The organism is Pseudomonas palmensis, assembly GCF_049942755.1.
Classification (GTDB): Bacteria; Pseudomonadota; Gammaproteobacteria; order Pseudomonadales; family Pseudomonadaceae; genus Aquipseudomonas; species Aquipseudomonas palmensis.
Genome location: NZ_CP187958.1, coordinates 5,112,140 through 5,127,202, shown reverse-complemented (window position 1 = coordinate 5,127,202; position 15,063 = coordinate 5,112,140). Strand labels below are relative to the sequence as shown.

The window sequence follows — 15,063 nt, the reverse complement described above, 5'->3', positions numbered from 1 at the left end:
GCGCTGCTGCTTTGGCGAGGCGCGAGGTGCCAGGCACCGGGGAACTAATCCTGTGTCCGCCAGTGTCACAAGGCTAAAGTGCCAGCACCCGCTCCGGATGGCCGAGACCACCATGCAAAAATGCAGACAGGCACTGCAGTTTTGTCGATTGTAATGGGCAAAATTGCACTGTTACGATCCGACGATCCTTGAATTCATCTCCACGGCGCGACAAATCATGTGGAAAATCAATAACAAAGCAGGGAGACAGCGATGACCGCGCAAGCGCATTCCCCGGTCGATACCAACGTACTGGCTACCGTACGCAACCATGTAGGCCATCTGACCCTCAACCGCCCCGCCGGCCTCAACGCCCTGACCTTGCCGATGGTGCGTCAGCTGCAGCAGCAGCTCGACGCCTGGGCCGTCGACCCGCAGGTTCACGCAGTGGTACTGCGTGGCGAAGGCCCCAAGGGTTTCTGCGCCGGCGGCGACATCCGTTCGCTGCATGACAGCTTCAAGGCAGGCGACAGCCTGCACCGCGACTTCTTCGTGGAGGAGTACGCGCTGGACCTGTGCATTCATCACTACCGCAAGCCCATCGTTGCCCTGATGGACGGCTTTACCCTGGGCGGCGGCATGGGCCTGGCCCAGGGCGCGGAGCTGCGTGTGGTCACCGAGCGCAGCCGCCTGGCCATGCCCGAAACCGGCATCGGCTACTTTCCGGACGTGGGCGGCAGCTATTTCCTGTCGCGCATCCCCGGTGAACTGGGCACCTACCTGGGGGTGAGCGGCGTGCAGATCCAGGCGGCCGACGCGCTGTACTGCGGGCTGGCCGACTGGCACATCGACAGCGCCAGGCTGAGCACCCTGGATGAACGCCTGAACACGCTCAAGTGGAGCGAGCACCCGCTCAAGGACCTGCAGGGCGTGCTGGCCAGGCTGGGCACCCAGACCCTGGACAACCCTCCCCTGGCTGCGCTGCGCCCGGCCATCGACCACTTCTTCGCGTTGCCCGATGTGGCCAGCATCATCGAGCAACTGCGTGCCGTGACCGTCGGCGACAGCCACGAATGGGCACTCAAGACCGCCGACCTGCTGGCCACGCGCTCGCCCCTGGCGATGGCCGTGACCCTGGAGATGCTGCGCCGCGGGCGCCACCTGAGCCTGGAGGACTGCTTTGCGATGGAGCTGCACCTGGACCGGCAATGGTTCGAGCACGGCGACCTGATCGAAGGCGTACGCGCGCTGATCATCGACAAGGACAAGCAGCCTCGCTGGAACCCCGCCACCGTCGCCGAGCTTTCACGCTCGCGGGTGGATCAATTCTTCGAAGGCCTGTGAGGGCCGGAGTACGCACATGCAAGACCTGGAACTGACTGAAGAACAGATCATGATCCGCGACATGGCGCGCGACTTCGCCCGTAACGAGATCGCCCCGCATGCCCAGGCCTGGGAAAAGGCCGGCTGGATCGACGATGGCGTGGTGGCCAGGATGGGTGAGCTGGGCTTGCTGGGCATGGTGGTGCCCGAGCAATGGGGCGGCAGCTACACCGACTACGTGGCCTATGCACTGGCGGTGGAAGAGATTGCCGCCGGCGATGGCGCCACCGGGGCGTTGATGAGCATCCACAACTCGGTTGGCTGCGGCCCCCTGCTCGCCTATGGCAGCGACCTGCAGCAGCAGACCTGGCTGGAGCGTCTGGCCACCGGCCAGGTGATCGGCTGCTTCTGCCTTACCGAACCCCAGGCCGGCTCCGAGGCGCACAACCTGCGCACCCGTGCCGAGCGCGTGGGTGACGAGTGGGTGATCAACGGGTCCAAGCAGTTCGTCAGCAATGCGCGGCGCGCGGGCCTGGCGATCGTGTTTGCGGTGACCGACCCGGAGCTGGGCAAGAAAGGGTTGTCGGCGTTTCTGGTGCCGACCGACAACGAAGGTTTCGTGGTCGATCGCAGCGAACACAAGATGGGCATTCGCGCCTCCGACACCTGTGCGGTGACCTTGAACAACTGCCGTGTGCCGGCAGCCAACCTGCTGGGCGAGCGTGGCAAGGGCCTGGCGATCGCGCTGTCCAACCTTGAGGGTGGGCGTATCGGGATTGCGGCTCAGGCGCTGGGCATTGCGCGTGCGGCGTTCGAGGCGGCGCTGGTGTATTCGCGTGACCGCATCCAGTTCGGCAAGCCGATCAACGAGCACCAGAGTGTGGCCAACCTGCTGGCCGACATGCAGGTGCAACTCAATGCGGCGCGGTTGTTGATACTGCATGCGGCGCGTTTGCGCAGTGCGGGCAAGCCGTGTTTGAGCGAGGCTTCGCAGGCCAAGCTGTTTGCTTCGGAGATGGCCGAACGGGTGTGTTCCAAGGCCATCCAGGTGCATGGTGGGTATGGTTACCTGGAAGACTACCCCGTGGAGCGATACTACCGCGATGCGCGGATCACGCAGATCTATGAGGGCTCGAGCGAGATTCAGCGCATGCTGATTGCGCGGGAGTTGAAGCACTATCCGTTGTAAAGGCGCGGTTTGATGTGATGCCGGGCCACCATGGCCTGTCAGCCTTGTTGGCCCGGCCCCAGACCTTCTAGCGATCCACCCGTTTGAGCACCTGCCGCTCATACTGCGGGTACAGATGGCTCACGCTGCGAATGAGCTCGTACTGACTCAACGCTATGCCCGCAAACCGCTGGGGTATCGGCGTGGCAATCACCTCGGTCATGTCCAGCCCCTGCGCCGCACTCTCACGCATCACCTTGTCCAGCCACCCCAGGTAATCAACCATCTGCGCAAACGGCGCACGGTCCGTGGCCAGCGGGCCGTGCCCCGGCACCAGCACCTTCCACGGCAGCGCCTCGAGCCGCTGCAGATCCTGTAGCCACACCGCCAGGCCAGGGGTGTTGGGCGTGGTCAGCGCACGCTGGTAGAACAACAGATCGCCGGCAAACAACACTCCGGTCTTCTCGTCGAACACCGCCAGGTCGGCACCGCTGTGACCGGTCAAGGCCAGCAGCCGCAGCCGGTGCGAACCGAACGCACGCTCACCCGCCGCCACCGGCTGGTCGGGCAGGCGTACCTGGGTGCCACGCATCCAGTCACCCACCATGCGGTACATGTTCTCGGCCAGGCCATCACCCTGCTCCTCCAGCAACTGCGTGGTGCCAGGCAGTGCACCGACAGACACACCGGCAAAGGCCTGGCTGCCCAGCGCATGATCGGGGTGGTGATGGGTCAGCAGCACCTGCACCACCGGCTGGTCGGTGACGCTTTCGATGGCTTTGCGCAAGGCCTGCCCATAGCGCAGCGACGGACCGCTGTCGATCACCACCACGCCAGCCTCGGTGACGATGAAACCGGTGTTGACGATGTTGCCGCCATTGGTACGGGAGAAGTGCTCGGTGCTGCCCTCCAGCACATAGGTGCCGGCCGCGATCTGGCGCGGCGCCAGGCGATAGTCCACGTCGGCCAGGCTCGGCAGGCTGACACACGCCAGCAACAGCAACAGTACTCGCATCACGGTCCTCACTCGATGGCAGCGTCGAACTGGTTGCCGTTGTTGTCACGCAGCACCAGGCGGGTAGCCCCCTGGTTGAGCAGGTCGAAGCCCAGGCTGGGGTTCTCGCTCACGGCAGGAAACAGTTCGAGGGTGGCCAGCGACTGGCCCTTGGCATCGAACAGCTCGGCGTGTTCGATGAAGAATTCGGGGATGCCGCCAGTCAGGCCGTTATCCATCGGGTGCGACACGTCCAGGCGCACGCGGCTGAAGGCTTCGCGCGGGTAGCGTGCACCCAGTACCTGGCCCAGACGCTCTTCCCAGCCGGGCTGGCTGCGTACCACGCTGGGCGCCGTGCAGCCACCGCCGGCGGCATCGATCAGGCCCGAACCGATGTGCCAGGTACCGTCATCGGTCAACACGGCCGCACGCAGCGGGGTGGCCTGCTCGATGCGTATGCGCACAGCCAGCCACGGCAGAACCTGCGGGCCGGGATGGAAATCGACGACCCGCGGTATCGGGTTGAGTTCGGCCCACACGAGTATGCGCTGCACCTTGCCCGGCAACGCCCGGGCATCGACCTGCAACGGCACCTGTCGGGCGTCCTCGGCGAATGGCGGGGCAATCACCCGCACGCGCTCATCAAAGACGTAGGGCTCATCCTGGAGCCACTGTTTGCGATAGAACTCCCACATCACCGATGGCACCGGATCGGCACCCGGCTGTATTGCACAGGCCGGGCCGGCCAGCAGCAACGCGGCCAACAGCAACGGTACCCGGCGCATGGCCTATTCCTCGATGTGCACGCTGTCAAGGTAGGTACGCACCGCCCACAACGCTTCCTGGCTCAGGTAGTCGGCCATCTTGGGCATGTACACGCGCCCGTCACGCACCGCGCCGTTGCGTACCCGCTCCACGAACCATTCATCGCCCGCCTCGCCCTCGTCCAGCAGGCGCAGGTCGGGGGCGATGCCACCGGACTTGGCTTCCAGGCCGTGGCAGGCCGCGCAGTTCTGGTTGTAGGCCGAGGCGCCGATGGACACTGCCTCGTCATGGTTGGGGCCGTTGCGGTAGGGGTTGGTTTCACGCCACTCGTCACCGAGTTTTTCCAGGGTGCCGGTGTTGACCGCCGACGGGGTCACGTTGCCATGGGCGAACACCGCCCCGGTACTCATCAGGCCGGCCATCAGCACGGCGCTCATCCAGGCGTTTTTCACTGTTGTCATTGTTCTGCCCTCGACTGCTTTGTCTGTACGGTTTGCACGCAGGCACCTCGCGATACCGGGGTGCTGCCGGGCATCTTAGAAAGCGCACTCCAGCGCCCCCATGCTGCTTTGGTGGTCGCGTGCTACTCCCTTGGTAGTAGGGCTTGTGGGGCAGTGCCAAATCATGCGCCGACTGGGACATTTTCCCGCTCAGGGCGGGAGTTTTTCCGTATCTGCGCAGGCGGCGACGATCCAGTCTAGGCAGGCACAAAACCTCCATTGGGAACACCCACTATGACAATAAGATCGTTACCCGCCGCGCTTTCCCCACTGTCCATGGCTGTGCAGGCCGTCCTGCTGGTCTCGAGCCTGGCCCTGGCACCGGCGGCCAACGCCAAGCCGGTGACCTGGGAAGACATCGCCAACGACCACCTCAACACCCAGAACGTGCTGCAGTACGGCATGGGCACCAATGCCCAGCGCTGGAGCCCGCTGGCCATGGTCAACGACAAGAACGTGTTCAAGCTGACCCCGGCCTGGTCGTACTCCTTCGGTGACGAAAAGCAACGCGGCCAGGAATCCCAGGCGATCATCAACGACGGCGTGATCTACGTCACCGGCTCCTATTCGCGGGTGTTCGCCCTGGATGCCAAGACCGGCAAGCGTCTGTGGACCTACAACCATCGCCTGCCGGACAACATTCGTCCGTGCTGTGACGTGGTCAACCGTGGCGCTGCCATCTTCGGCGACAAGATCTACTTCGGCACCCTCGATGCCCGCGTGATCGCGCTGAACAAAGACACCGGCAAGGTGGTATGGAACAAGAAATTCGGCGATCACAGCGCCGGCTACACCATGACCGGCGCCCCGACCCTGATCAAGGATCAGAAGAGCGGCAAGGTGCTGCTGATTCACGGCAGCTCCGGTGACGAATTCGGCGTGGTCGGCCAGCTGTATGCCCGCGACCCGGAAACCGGTGAAGAAGTGTGGATGCGTCCGTTCGTCGAAGGCCACATGGGCCGCCTGAACGGCAAGGACAGCACCCCTACCGGCGACGTCAAGGCGCCGTCCTGGCCGGACGATCCGACCACCGAGACCGGCAAGGTCGAATCCTGGAGCCACGGTGGCGGCGCCCCATGGCAAAGCGCAAGCTTCGACCCCGAAACCAACACCATCATCGTCGGCGCCGGCAACCCTGGCCCGTGGAACACCTGGGCACGTACCTCCAAGGACGGCAACCCGCACGACTTCGACAGCCTGTACACCTCGGGCCAGGTCGGCGTCGACCCGACCACCGGTGAGGTCAAGTGGTTCTACCAGCACACCCCGAACGATGCCTGGGACTTCTCGGGCAACAACGAACTGGTGCTGTTCGACTACAAGGACAAGGACGGCAAGCAGTACAAGGCCACCGCGCACGCTGACCGCAACGGCTTCTTCTATGTGGTGGACCGCACCAACGGCAAGCTGAAAAACGCCTTCCCGTTCGTGGACAACATCACCTGGGCCAGCCACATCGATCTCAAGACCGGTCGCCCGGTCGAAAACGAAGGCCAGCGCCCTGCCAAGCCATTGCCAGGCGAAACCAAGGGCAAGCCGGTGGAAGTCTCGCCACCGTTCCTGGGCGGCAAGAACTGGAACCCGATGGCCTACAGCCAGGACACCGGCCTGTTCTACGTACCGGCCAACCACTGGAAAGAGGAATACTGGACCGAAGAAGTCAACTACAAGAAAGGGTCGGCCTACCTGGGCATGGGCTTCCGCATCAAGCGCATGTACGAGGACCACGTAGGTTCGCTGCGTGCGATGGACCCGACCACCGGCAAGGTGGTGTGGGAGCACAACGAGCGCCTGCCGCTGTGGGCCGGCGTGCTGGCCACCAAGGGCAACCTGGTGTTCACCGGTACCGGCGACGGCTACTTCAAGGCCTTCAACGCCAAGACCGGCGAAGAGCTGTGGAAATTCCAGACCGGCAGCGGCATCGTTTCGCCACCGATCACCTGGGAACAGGATGGCGAGCAGTACATCGGCGTGACCGTCGGCTACGGCGGTGCAGTACCGCTGTGGGGTGGCGACATGGCCGAGCTGACCAAGCCGGTGGCACAGGGTGGATCGTTCTGGGTGTTCAAGATTCCGGCCTGGGATACCAAGACCGCCAAGCGTTGATCTGAGCGTTTTCGCGGGTCAAGTTCGCCACCACAAGGGATCACCAAACCTGTGGGAGCGGGCTTGACCCGCGTCTGCTTTCAAACTGCCAAGGAGATTCCCATGAAGTATCTGCCCCTAGTGCTCGCCGTCGCCCTGTCCCCGGCTTTTGCTGCCGACGACGAACTGGAACCACAGCCGCTGAAGATCAACGGCTGCATCATCCAGCCTGAAAGCCAGTGCCCCGGCGCCAACCTGCAGAACGCCGACCTGAACAACCAGGACATGCGCAAGATGAACCTGGCCGGTGCCGACCTGCGTGGCGCCAACTTGCGTCACGCCAAGCTCGACCTGGCCAACCTGGAGAAAGCCAACCTGCAAGGCGCCAACCTCACCCGTGCCAGCCTGCAGCAAACCAACCTGCGCGTGGCCAACTTCACCGATGCCACGCTGATCGCGGTCCAGGCCTGGGGCATGTACGCCCAGGGCGCCAACTTCAATGGTGCCAACCTCAGCGCCGCCTACCTGGAGTTTGCCCGCCTGTCCGGCGCCAAGCTGCACAATACCAACCTGCAAGCCGCCGACCTGGAAATGACCTGGCTGAGCAGGGCCGACCTTGTGGGGGCGAACCTGGCCGATGCCAACCTGCAGGAAGCCAAGTTCGGTGAAAGCAACCTGGAGAAAGCCGACCTGCGCGGCACTCGCCAGCACTACGCCAACTTCCAGGACAGCAACATGGAAGGCTGCCAGGGTTGCCCGAGCACCTGGGACTAGGTGCCTGCGTACACAGCCTACGCCGCTATACGCAGCAGGCCGGCTTCGATTGCCAGGTGCACCAGTTCGGCATGGGAGCTGACCTGCAGCTTGCTCTTGAGCAAGGTCAGGTAGTTGGAGACGGTCTTGGCGCTGATGCACAACTGCTGGGCTATCAACCGGGTCGGCGTGCCCTTGGCCAGCATCAGGAAGATTTCGATCTCGCGCTGGGTCAGCCCCTGCAGGCGAGCATTGCCGCCACCCTGCCCCGGGTGCGGCTGACAGGCCAGCTGGGTGGCCAGCGGTTGCTCGATGTAGGCATGCCCCGCCAGTACCCGGCGCACGGCTTCAAGCACCACCGCCGGCGCTGCCGCCTTGGACAGAAACCCGCAGGCCCCCGCGTCCAGTGCCTGGCGAACCAGGCCCAGCTCGGTGTGTTCGCTGAAAAACAGCACGCGCAGTTGCGGCAGGCGCTGACGCAGGCGCCGGGTGGTTTCCAGGCCGCTGATGCCGGGCAGGTCGAAGTCCATGATCACCAGGCCGGGCAGTTCCTCCTGCACCTGCTGCAGGGCCTCTTCGCCGCTGCCGGCCTCGCGAACTGGCAGGCCATTGAGCCCTTCGCCCAGAAAGTGGGCCAGGCCCAGGCGGATCATCGGGTGGTCGTCGACCAGCAAGATGCCCATCGCGCAGTACTCCTGTAGTGGCTATACCCCATGCTAGAGCCGCTGGCGAGCACGGCCGCTACTACTTTGGTACTGCCCGCGCTGTCGATGGTCGCATTCACAAAGCGCCAGTACTGGCCTGTAATACCAGGCATAACAAAAACGAGACTGCCGACCATGCTGCTGCGTGCCTTGTTCGCTTCTGCCTGCCTGACCCTGGCGGTGCCCGCCAGCGCCGACACGGCGCTGTTCACTGCCGACGGCTACCGCGCCACCCTGTACCGCAGCCCTACCCCCGATAAGGCGCCGCCGGCGCAGACCCTCGATACCGCGCAGCTGCAGGCTCTGCTGCAACAGCAGCCCCCGCCGTTGCTGATCGACGTGTACAAGCGCCCCTGGCTGCATGGACGGTTCATCGACAGCGAGCCGCATGCCAACCTCCCCCACAGCCACTGGCTGGCCAACACCGGCGATGGCCAGCTGGACGACGCCTGGGCCCGCTATTTCAGCCGCCACCTGCAACGCCTGAGCCATGGCGACAAGCAGCGCGCCATCGTCTTCTACTGTCGCTCCGATTGCTGGCTGAGCTGGAATGCGGTCAAGCGCGCCGATGCACTGGGCTACACGCGGCTGTACTGGTACCGTGATGGCCTGGATGCCTGGGAGAATGCCGGGCTGCCGGTACACCCCGCGACACCCGAAGCGTTCCCCTGACTACTGTCTGCCTAGCGGTCAACCACAACAATAAGGTGCAAAGCCATGTACAAGATTCTGATCGCCGACGACCACCCGCTGTTTCGCGAAGCGATCCACAACGTCATCACTGACGGCTTCCCTGGCAGCGAGGTCATGGAAACCGCCGACCTGGACAGCGCCCTGAGCCTGACCGGCCAGCATGACGACCTGGACCTGATCCTGCTGGACCTGAACATGCCCGGCATGCATGGCCTTGGCGGGCTGATCAACCTGCGCAACGAGGCGCCGACGATCCCGGTGGTGATCGTCTCGGCCGAGCAGGACAAGCAGGTGGTGCTGCAGGCAATCACCTATGGCGCGGTGGGGTTCATCACCAAGTCGTCGCCGCGCTCGCAGATGACCGATGCCATCGAGCAGATCCTCAACGGCAACGTGTACCTGCCGCCCGACATCATCCGCACGCAAAAAAGCACCGGCCGGCGCAACCAGAGCGAGCATGCAGGCTTTGCCCCGGAGCTGCTGCAGGCGCTCACCCGCAAGCAGTTGCTGGTGCTCGAGCGCATGACCAAGGGGGAGTCGAACAAGCAGATCGCCTACAACCTGGATATCGCCGAGACCACGGTCAAGGCCCATGTCTCGGCGATTCTGCGCAAGCTCAACGTGCATAATCGGGTGCAGGCGATTCTCAGTGCCGGCGATATCGACTTTACCGCCTATCTGCGGCGCTGATCAGCCGGCGCCGGGCAGCGCGAGGGTCTTGCCGCTGCCCACCGGCCCCATCGTCAACAGGGTTTCGGCCAGGGTCATGGGAACGATCATGTCCTTGGCGTTCTGCGCCTTGTAGTTGATGTCGGCATCGATGTGCTGTTGCACCTGCGCCGCATAGTCGGCCGGATACTGGGCCTTCTCGATTGCCGGCAGGCTGTTGTAGTGAGCCTGCACTTGCTTGAAGAAGTCCGTCATGCGACCGGTGGTGTTGTATTCCTGTTGCGCCTTGTCGCTGACCTCGCGACGCCACGCCTGCTCCTGGCGGGTGGACTCCTCGAACGCGGCGCGCCGTTCGTTGACCGTGAAGGTGCCGCTGTCATCGTAGGTGATCAGCGCCAGCTGCTCGCGCGACAGGCCGGCGAACGGGTTTTCAACGGTCTTGCTGCCCACGGTCAGCGTCGCGTTCACGAACGCAGTGGCCTGTTCGGCCCGGGCCAGCAGCTCGGGGTCATCGGTGGCCGGTACTTCCTTGTCGTGGGCGGCCTTGTTGGCCGAATACGCAGCGCCGGTAATCTTGTCGAGCAGCGACCTGGCCAACGCACCGAGTGCCGAATGGCTCAGGCCGGTATCGCGCTCGCTGGCACGGGTGGCACTTGCGGCCAGTTGACGGGCCAGGTTGGAGACACTGCTGGTATCCTGCCCGGCGTAGGCATTCAGGGCCCTGGCGCTGCTGCTGTTGCCATGGTTGATGCCAAGGCTGGTAGGGAGGGGGCTTGCACCGGTGGTGCGGGTGGTAATGGCCGATGTGTAGTCGTTCACATGCATCGGGAGACTCCATGTGGTGGTATGCACGTCTGTGCGGCGTGCGCTGACAACGCTCCGGTGCCAGCAATCGGGCGCAAGCCTAACGCCATTTGCCGGTTGCATCCAGTTGCGCGCCTGAAGTAAGCTCGGGCAATCAACTGGAGCACAGCATGTCGTCTATTTCCCTCACTCAAGCACTGCACACAGGTCGCGTATCGCACCTGGCGGCTGTGCATGCGTGCGCGGCACTGTCTGCCAGCGGCTTTTATTTTGGGTATTGGTTTAGCCACAGGCGCCGCTGATACCCACACCGGCGCCCACTCCCAGGGCCGCCGAACACGAGAATACTCAACCCCCGGTCGGCCCTGCCCACCGGGGGTTTTGTTTTGGGCGCCGTACACCACCGACATCGATGAGGATTGCAGCATGAACCACAGCACCTATTACCGTTACCAAAGCCTTGCCTGGCGATTTAGCCACTGCCGTTCGGGCCAGCCAGCCGCCTCCGACCGGTCCAGTACAGGTGGCACGCAAACACCGACACGAAATCGAACATCTCGCTAGGGCCGAAGGCGCGGGACCGAACCCGCCTTCCGCCCAAGGAAACCCGACCATGCAAGCGTCCACCCAAGCCCTGAACCTGTCCCAACCCCAGGCTGTCGCAGCCAACAGTAGCCTCAACCTGCGCCTGCCCAGCCCGTTTCAGCTCAAGCAGCAACTGCCCTTGTCCAGCGCCCTTGGCGGCCAGGTCGAGCGCCACCGCCAGGCGGTGAAGGCGATTCTCGACGGCGAGGATGATCGCCTGCTGGTGATTGTCGGCCCCTGCTCGCTACACGACCCCCACGCTGCCCTCGAATACGCCGAACGCCTGGCTGCCCTCTCCCGCCAGGTTGATGACCAGTTGTTGCTGGTGATGCGTGCCTATGTCGAAAAGCCTCGCACCACGGTGGGCTGGAAAGGCCTGGCATACGACCCGCACCTGGATGGCAGCGATGACATGCAGGGTGGCCTTGCGCTGTCTCGCCAGCTGATGCTGGGCATGCTCGAACGGGGCCTGCCGGTGGCCACCGAACTGCTGCAGCCGATGGCAGCAGGCTACTTCGATGACCTGCTGAGCTGGGCGGCCATCGGTGCACGCACCACCGAATCGCAGATTCACCGCGAGATGGTCAGCGGCCTGGGGCTGCCGGTCGGATTCAAGAATGGCACCGACGGCGGCGTGGGTATCGCCTGCGACGCCATCCGCAGTGCCGCGCATGCCCACCGCCACTTCGGGCTGGATGCCCAGGGGCATCCGGCGATCGTCGAGACCCTTGGCAATCCTGATACCCACCTGGTGCTGCGCGGCGGCCACCAGGGCCCCAACTACGATGCCGCCAGCCTGGAGCAGGCACGCCAGGGCCTGCACAAGGCCGGCATCCGCCCACGCCTGATGGTGGACTGCAGCCATGCCAACAGCGGCAAGGACCCACTGCGCCAACCTCAAGTGTTCAATCAGGTGCTGCAGCAACGCTTGCAGGGTGACCGCTCGATCATCGGCATGATGCTCGAAAGCCATTTGTTCGAGGGTTGCCAGGCACTGGGCAAGGCCCCCCTGCGCTACGGTGTATCGATCACCGATGGCTGCCTGGGCTGGGGGGCCACAGAAGCCTTGTTGAGCGAAGCGGCCACTAGCCAACGCGGGTAGACACCTGCCGCCCCGACGAGGGCGCCTCGGCGCCCCTCACATAGGCAGAATGTTAAGGGGCAGGCAGGTCAGACGTTCTGGTCCTGCCGTTCCAGCTTGCCCAGGGGCAGTGGGTTGGCCGCTGTCGCGTCGATTACCGAAGGGCCTGATCGTTCGGGTCGTAGATGAACAGGCGTCCATCTGTGGGCATCGGGTGCAACTGAAGCAACGGCAAGGTACGGCCCGTATCGGCGAAGTAATCGGTCTGGAACCGCTTGCCACCTGCCAGGCCATCGCCCGCAAAGTAACTGGCCCTGCTGTAGAGCAGCGCCTCAAGCGGCAATCCAAGCGGCGCACCGGCGGGCCAGGCCGCTACAACCATTTCATTCCAGCCAAGGCCATCGTTGAGCTGTTGGCGGATCTCGTTGGCCACCCGAAATTGTTGCGCCGCCGGGGAGAACCAACAACCTGAGTATGGGCTGCCACGGAAGCGCGCCAACCATGCCGCTGCCGAATCGATCCCCGCTGAGGCGCAAGAAAGCCGGAAGTCGCACATATCGGCCCGCCCGCCAGTGCTACCATCGAAGGGGTACACGCACCGTAGAGACAAGGGTCTGGTCGCCGGTGCCGCTTCTTCACGTATCACCAGCCCCTGCGCCTTGTAGGTACGCAGCACCTTGCTGTCGGCGCGAAAATAACTGAAGGACACGCCATTGCCGCGTACCGAATTGGAGCTCGGGTTCCACGCACGGAAGTTGCCGACATCGGTCGTGCGCAGCAGTACACCACGGCAGTAGAAGGCGCCCCGATTGCCCCGGCAGGTGTCGTCGCCATTGCCGGTGTCGAGGTAGCGTGTGTTGAGCCGTGCCGCCACCCGGTAGCCATTGTCCAGTTGGTCTTGCTGACTGAAGCCGAAGACCTGCCCCTGCGGTTCGCCAAGCTGCAAGCGCAGTAGCGGCAGCCATGTACCGGTGGCCTGGAAGTAATCGCGTTGGCTGCTCTGGGCGCGCAACAGACTGCCGGCTTGCCCGGGGTCATAGAACACGCCCTGGATCGCGAGTTGCCCCGGCGCCTGCGCATTCCAGCCGTTCACCACCACCTCGCCCAGGTTGGCCGCTGGCCGGGTGGCCTGGTACGGCTTGCCGTGGGCCAGCGCCGTAAAGCGATCAAACAGCAAAAACCCCGCGCCCGAGCCCAATGTCGTCGGCACATGGTCTTTGCGCACAAAGATGAAGCGCATGTCGGTGCCTTCGGCGGCGTCAGGCACCCAGAACTTCTCGGCCTGGTTGGGCATCAGCGTGCGCAGCACGATGCCGCTGCAGGCAAAGGCAGGTGCGCGCCCCACGCACTGGGACGCGGTACTGGCGTAGCGCGCATTCAGCAGCGCGGCGGTTTGTGCCCCCCCAAGGGCGTACGCTGCACTCTGTACAAGGCACAAGGTGCAGCCCAGGCACAGTGAACGCATCAGGTTCCTCATCGTCGACTCCTTGGCAGCGTGGCTGCGATCAGTGGATACCGGCTTGGATAGCCTGGTTCGTACTCGCCCGCCCCGAGAAGGCAGTGCCAGCAGAGGGTTTCAGGTACGATTGCTCACCTTCACTCCGTAGCTCACCGTGCTGCGGCGCTTGTCGGTCGCAGTGAAGCCCCCTGGTTACCTCCATGCCCTATGCCTTGCGTTGTCACAGGTTCTGGTCCAGGGGGTCGAAGGTGAACACCTGGCCGTTGGCCGCCGTCAGATCGACCCGTAGCACAGGAATGACCTTGCCGGCCTGTTGGTAGTAATCGCGCTGGATGTACCGGGCACCGTTCAGCCCGCCACTGCCACGGATAAGGAATGCAGCCTCGAGTGTGAGCTGCGGGCCGATGTTCTGCGGCCAGGACGCGATGATGATTTCGTTCCAGGCGCCGCCATGGGCACGCACTTCGATACTCAACTCGAAGGCCGCAGCACTGGGGTCGAAGGCGCAACTGCTGAAGGGGTTGGCGCCATAGCGGCTGCGCCAGGCGCTGACACTGTTGATGTTCTGCGAGGCGCAGCTGGCCCGGCAGCTGTTGGGGATGACACTGCTACTGGCATTGGCCGGGTAGGCACAGCGCATTACCAGTGTATGGCGTGCGGGTGCTGCAAGCTCGCGGTAGATGAGCCCTTCGGTACCGGCCAGGCGCTGCGTACCGACATCGCTACGTATGTAGGAGAACGACACGCCGTTGCGTGTCACGGAGTTGCTGCTGGGGTTCCATGCGTGAAAACCGGAGGCGCCATTCACTGCACGGATCAGCACCCCGCGACAGTAGGCGGCTGCCTGCCCGTCGCGGCATTCGCTCAAGGCATCCCGATAGCGGTGCTCAAGGCGCTCGGCCACGCGCCTGCCATTGTAGAGCTGCTCTTGCTGCGCGAAGCCGAACACCTGTGCCTGCGGATCGCCAGGCGCAATCCGCAGGATCGGCAGCCAGAGGCCGGTGGCCTGGTAATAGGCCAACTGATTGCGCTGAGCGCAGCGCAGGCCCCCGGCCTGCGCGCTGTCATGGAACAGTGCCTGGATGGCAAGCTGCGCCGGCGCCTGTGCCTGCCAGCCAGACACCAGGACCGCCCCGGGCGATACCGGGTCTTGCACAGCCTGAAAAGCCTTGCCAAGCGCTGCTGCGCTCAGACCATCGAACAGCAGGTAGCCGCACCCGAGCGCCAGGCCCGCCATGCTGCGGTCGTTGCGCAGGAAGACAAAGCGCAGGTCGCTGCCGGCAACGTCCTTGAGCGCCCAGAAATCTGCGTTCGCACTCTGCGGTACGCTGCGCACCAGTACGCCGCTGCAGGCGAAGGCAGGACTTCTGCCCACGCACTGTTCGGGCGTGCTGGTGAAGCGTGCATTGAGCCACTGCGCCGTGCGGGTGCCTTCCTGCGCGTGCACCGGCGCAAGGCAGGCGCACAGTGCCAGCACACCGCACAGTCTCAAGATGCCCAT

At 64.1% G+C, this 15,063-nt stretch carries 14 protein-coding genes; 7 read left to right on the top strand and 7 right to left on the bottom strand.

Translation table 11 applies throughout. The annotated features are described in order from the left end of the window. Window positions 1-252: 252 nt before the first annotated feature. Together ACPRTJ_RS23805 and ACPRTJ_RS23800 are read left to right on the top strand one after the other, a co-directional pair. On the top strand, window positions 253-1,323 hold the full coding sequence (locus ACPRTJ_RS23805) for an enoyl-CoA hydratase/isomerase family protein (protein WP_313325979.1): 1,071 nt from the start codon (window positions 253-255) through the stop codon (window positions 1,321-1,323). Between the two features lie 16 nt (window positions 1,324-1,339). After that, window positions 1,340-2,491 carry an acyl-CoA dehydrogenase family protein gene (locus tag ACPRTJ_RS23800; protein ID WP_043860156.1) on the top strand — a complete coding sequence of 384 codons (1,152 nt, stop codon included), beginning with the start codon at window positions 1,340-1,342 and terminating at the stop codon, window positions 2,489-2,491. Between the two features lie 67 nt (window positions 2,492-2,558). On the opposite strand, the gene ACPRTJ_RS23795 is transcribed toward ACPRTJ_RS23800, so the two are convergent. From ACPRTJ_RS23795 to pedF, 3 genes are read right to left on the bottom strand one after another with little or no spacing between them, the layout of a single operon-like run. Further along, a complete protein-coding gene (locus tag ACPRTJ_RS23795) occupies window positions 2,559-3,485 on the bottom strand; it encodes a quinoprotein relay system zinc metallohydrolase 1 (protein WP_426427380.1) in 927 nt (308 codons plus the stop codon). 8 nt (window positions 3,486-3,493) lie between these two features. Then, the gene (locus ACPRTJ_RS23790) at window positions 3,494-4,249 is read right to left on the bottom strand and encodes a quinoprotein dehydrogenase-associated SoxYZ-like carrier (RefSeq protein ID WP_054914531.1); all 756 of its coding nucleotides are present in this window, start codon (window positions 4,247-4,249) and stop codon (window positions 3,494-3,496) included. A 3-nt stretch (window positions 4,250-4,252) separates the two neighbouring features. Further along, on the bottom strand, window positions 4,253-4,690 hold the full coding sequence (pedF, locus tag ACPRTJ_RS23785) for a cytochrome c-550 PedF (RefSeq protein WP_043860159.1): 438 nt from the start codon (window positions 4,688-4,690) through the stop codon (window positions 4,253-4,255). Window positions 4,691-4,963: 273 nt separating this feature from the next. On the opposite strand from pedF, the gene exaA reads away from it, so the two are divergent. After that, on the top strand, window positions 4,964-6,835 hold the full coding sequence (gene exaA, locus ACPRTJ_RS23780; protein WP_043860160.1) for a quinoprotein ethanol dehydrogenase: 1,872 nt from the start codon (window positions 4,964-4,966) through the stop codon (window positions 6,833-6,835). Between the two features lie 102 nt (window positions 6,836-6,937). Continuing rightward, entirely contained in the window at window positions 6,938-7,588 is a 651-nt protein-coding gene (locus tag ACPRTJ_RS23775) for a pentapeptide repeat-containing protein (protein ID WP_043860161.1), read from the top strand. Window positions 7,589-7,605: 17 nt separating this feature from the next. Here ACPRTJ_RS23775 and ACPRTJ_RS23770 read toward each other — a convergent pair whose 3' ends face one another. Beyond that, window positions 7,606-8,250 (bottom strand): response regulator, encoded by a 645-nt coding sequence (locus ACPRTJ_RS23770; RefSeq protein WP_043860162.1) that lies wholly within the window; start codon window positions 8,248-8,250, stop codon window positions 7,606-7,608. A 156-nt stretch (window positions 8,251-8,406) separates the two neighbouring features. Between ACPRTJ_RS23770 and ACPRTJ_RS23765 the strand changes: the two genes are divergently transcribed. Together ACPRTJ_RS23765 and ACPRTJ_RS23760 are read left to right on the top strand one after the other, a co-directional pair. Continuing rightward, window positions 8,407-8,943 carry a PQQ-dependent catabolism-associated CXXCW motif protein gene (locus ACPRTJ_RS23765; RefSeq protein WP_258658293.1) on the top strand — a complete coding sequence of 179 codons (537 nt, stop codon included), beginning with the start codon at window positions 8,407-8,409 and terminating at the stop codon, window positions 8,941-8,943. A gap of 45 nt (window positions 8,944-8,988) precedes the next feature. Then, complete coding sequence (locus ACPRTJ_RS23760; RefSeq protein ID WP_043860164.1) at window positions 8,989-9,654, top strand: response regulator transcription factor; 666 nt, start codon at window positions 8,989-8,991, stop codon at window positions 9,652-9,654. On the opposite strand, the gene ACPRTJ_RS23755 is transcribed toward ACPRTJ_RS23760, so the two are convergent. After that, entirely contained in the window at window positions 9,655-10,458 is an 804-nt protein-coding gene (locus tag ACPRTJ_RS23755; RefSeq protein WP_052504202.1) for a hypothetical protein, read from the bottom strand. 592 nt (window positions 10,459-11,050) lie between these two features. On the opposite strand from ACPRTJ_RS23755, the gene ACPRTJ_RS23750 reads away from it, so the two are divergent. After that, window positions 11,051-12,124: a 3-deoxy-7-phosphoheptulonate synthase gene (locus ACPRTJ_RS23750; protein ID WP_043860165.1), complete on the top strand. Its 1,074-nt coding sequence runs from the start codon at window positions 11,051-11,053 to the stop codon at window positions 12,122-12,124. 133 nt (window positions 12,125-12,257) lie between these two features. Here the strand turns inward: ACPRTJ_RS23750 and ACPRTJ_RS23745 are convergent, their stop codons facing one another. Together ACPRTJ_RS23745 and ACPRTJ_RS23740 are read right to left on the bottom strand one after the other, a co-directional pair. Further along, on the bottom strand, window positions 12,258-13,412 hold the full coding sequence (locus ACPRTJ_RS23745) for a hypothetical protein (protein WP_426427379.1): 1,155 nt from the start codon (window positions 13,410-13,412) through the stop codon (window positions 12,258-12,260). A gap of 370 nt (window positions 13,413-13,782) precedes the next feature. Next, the gene (locus tag ACPRTJ_RS23740) at window positions 13,783-15,063 is read right to left on the bottom strand and encodes a hypothetical protein (RefSeq protein WP_426427378.1); all 1,281 of its coding nucleotides are present in this window, start codon (window positions 15,061-15,063) and stop codon (window positions 13,783-13,785) included.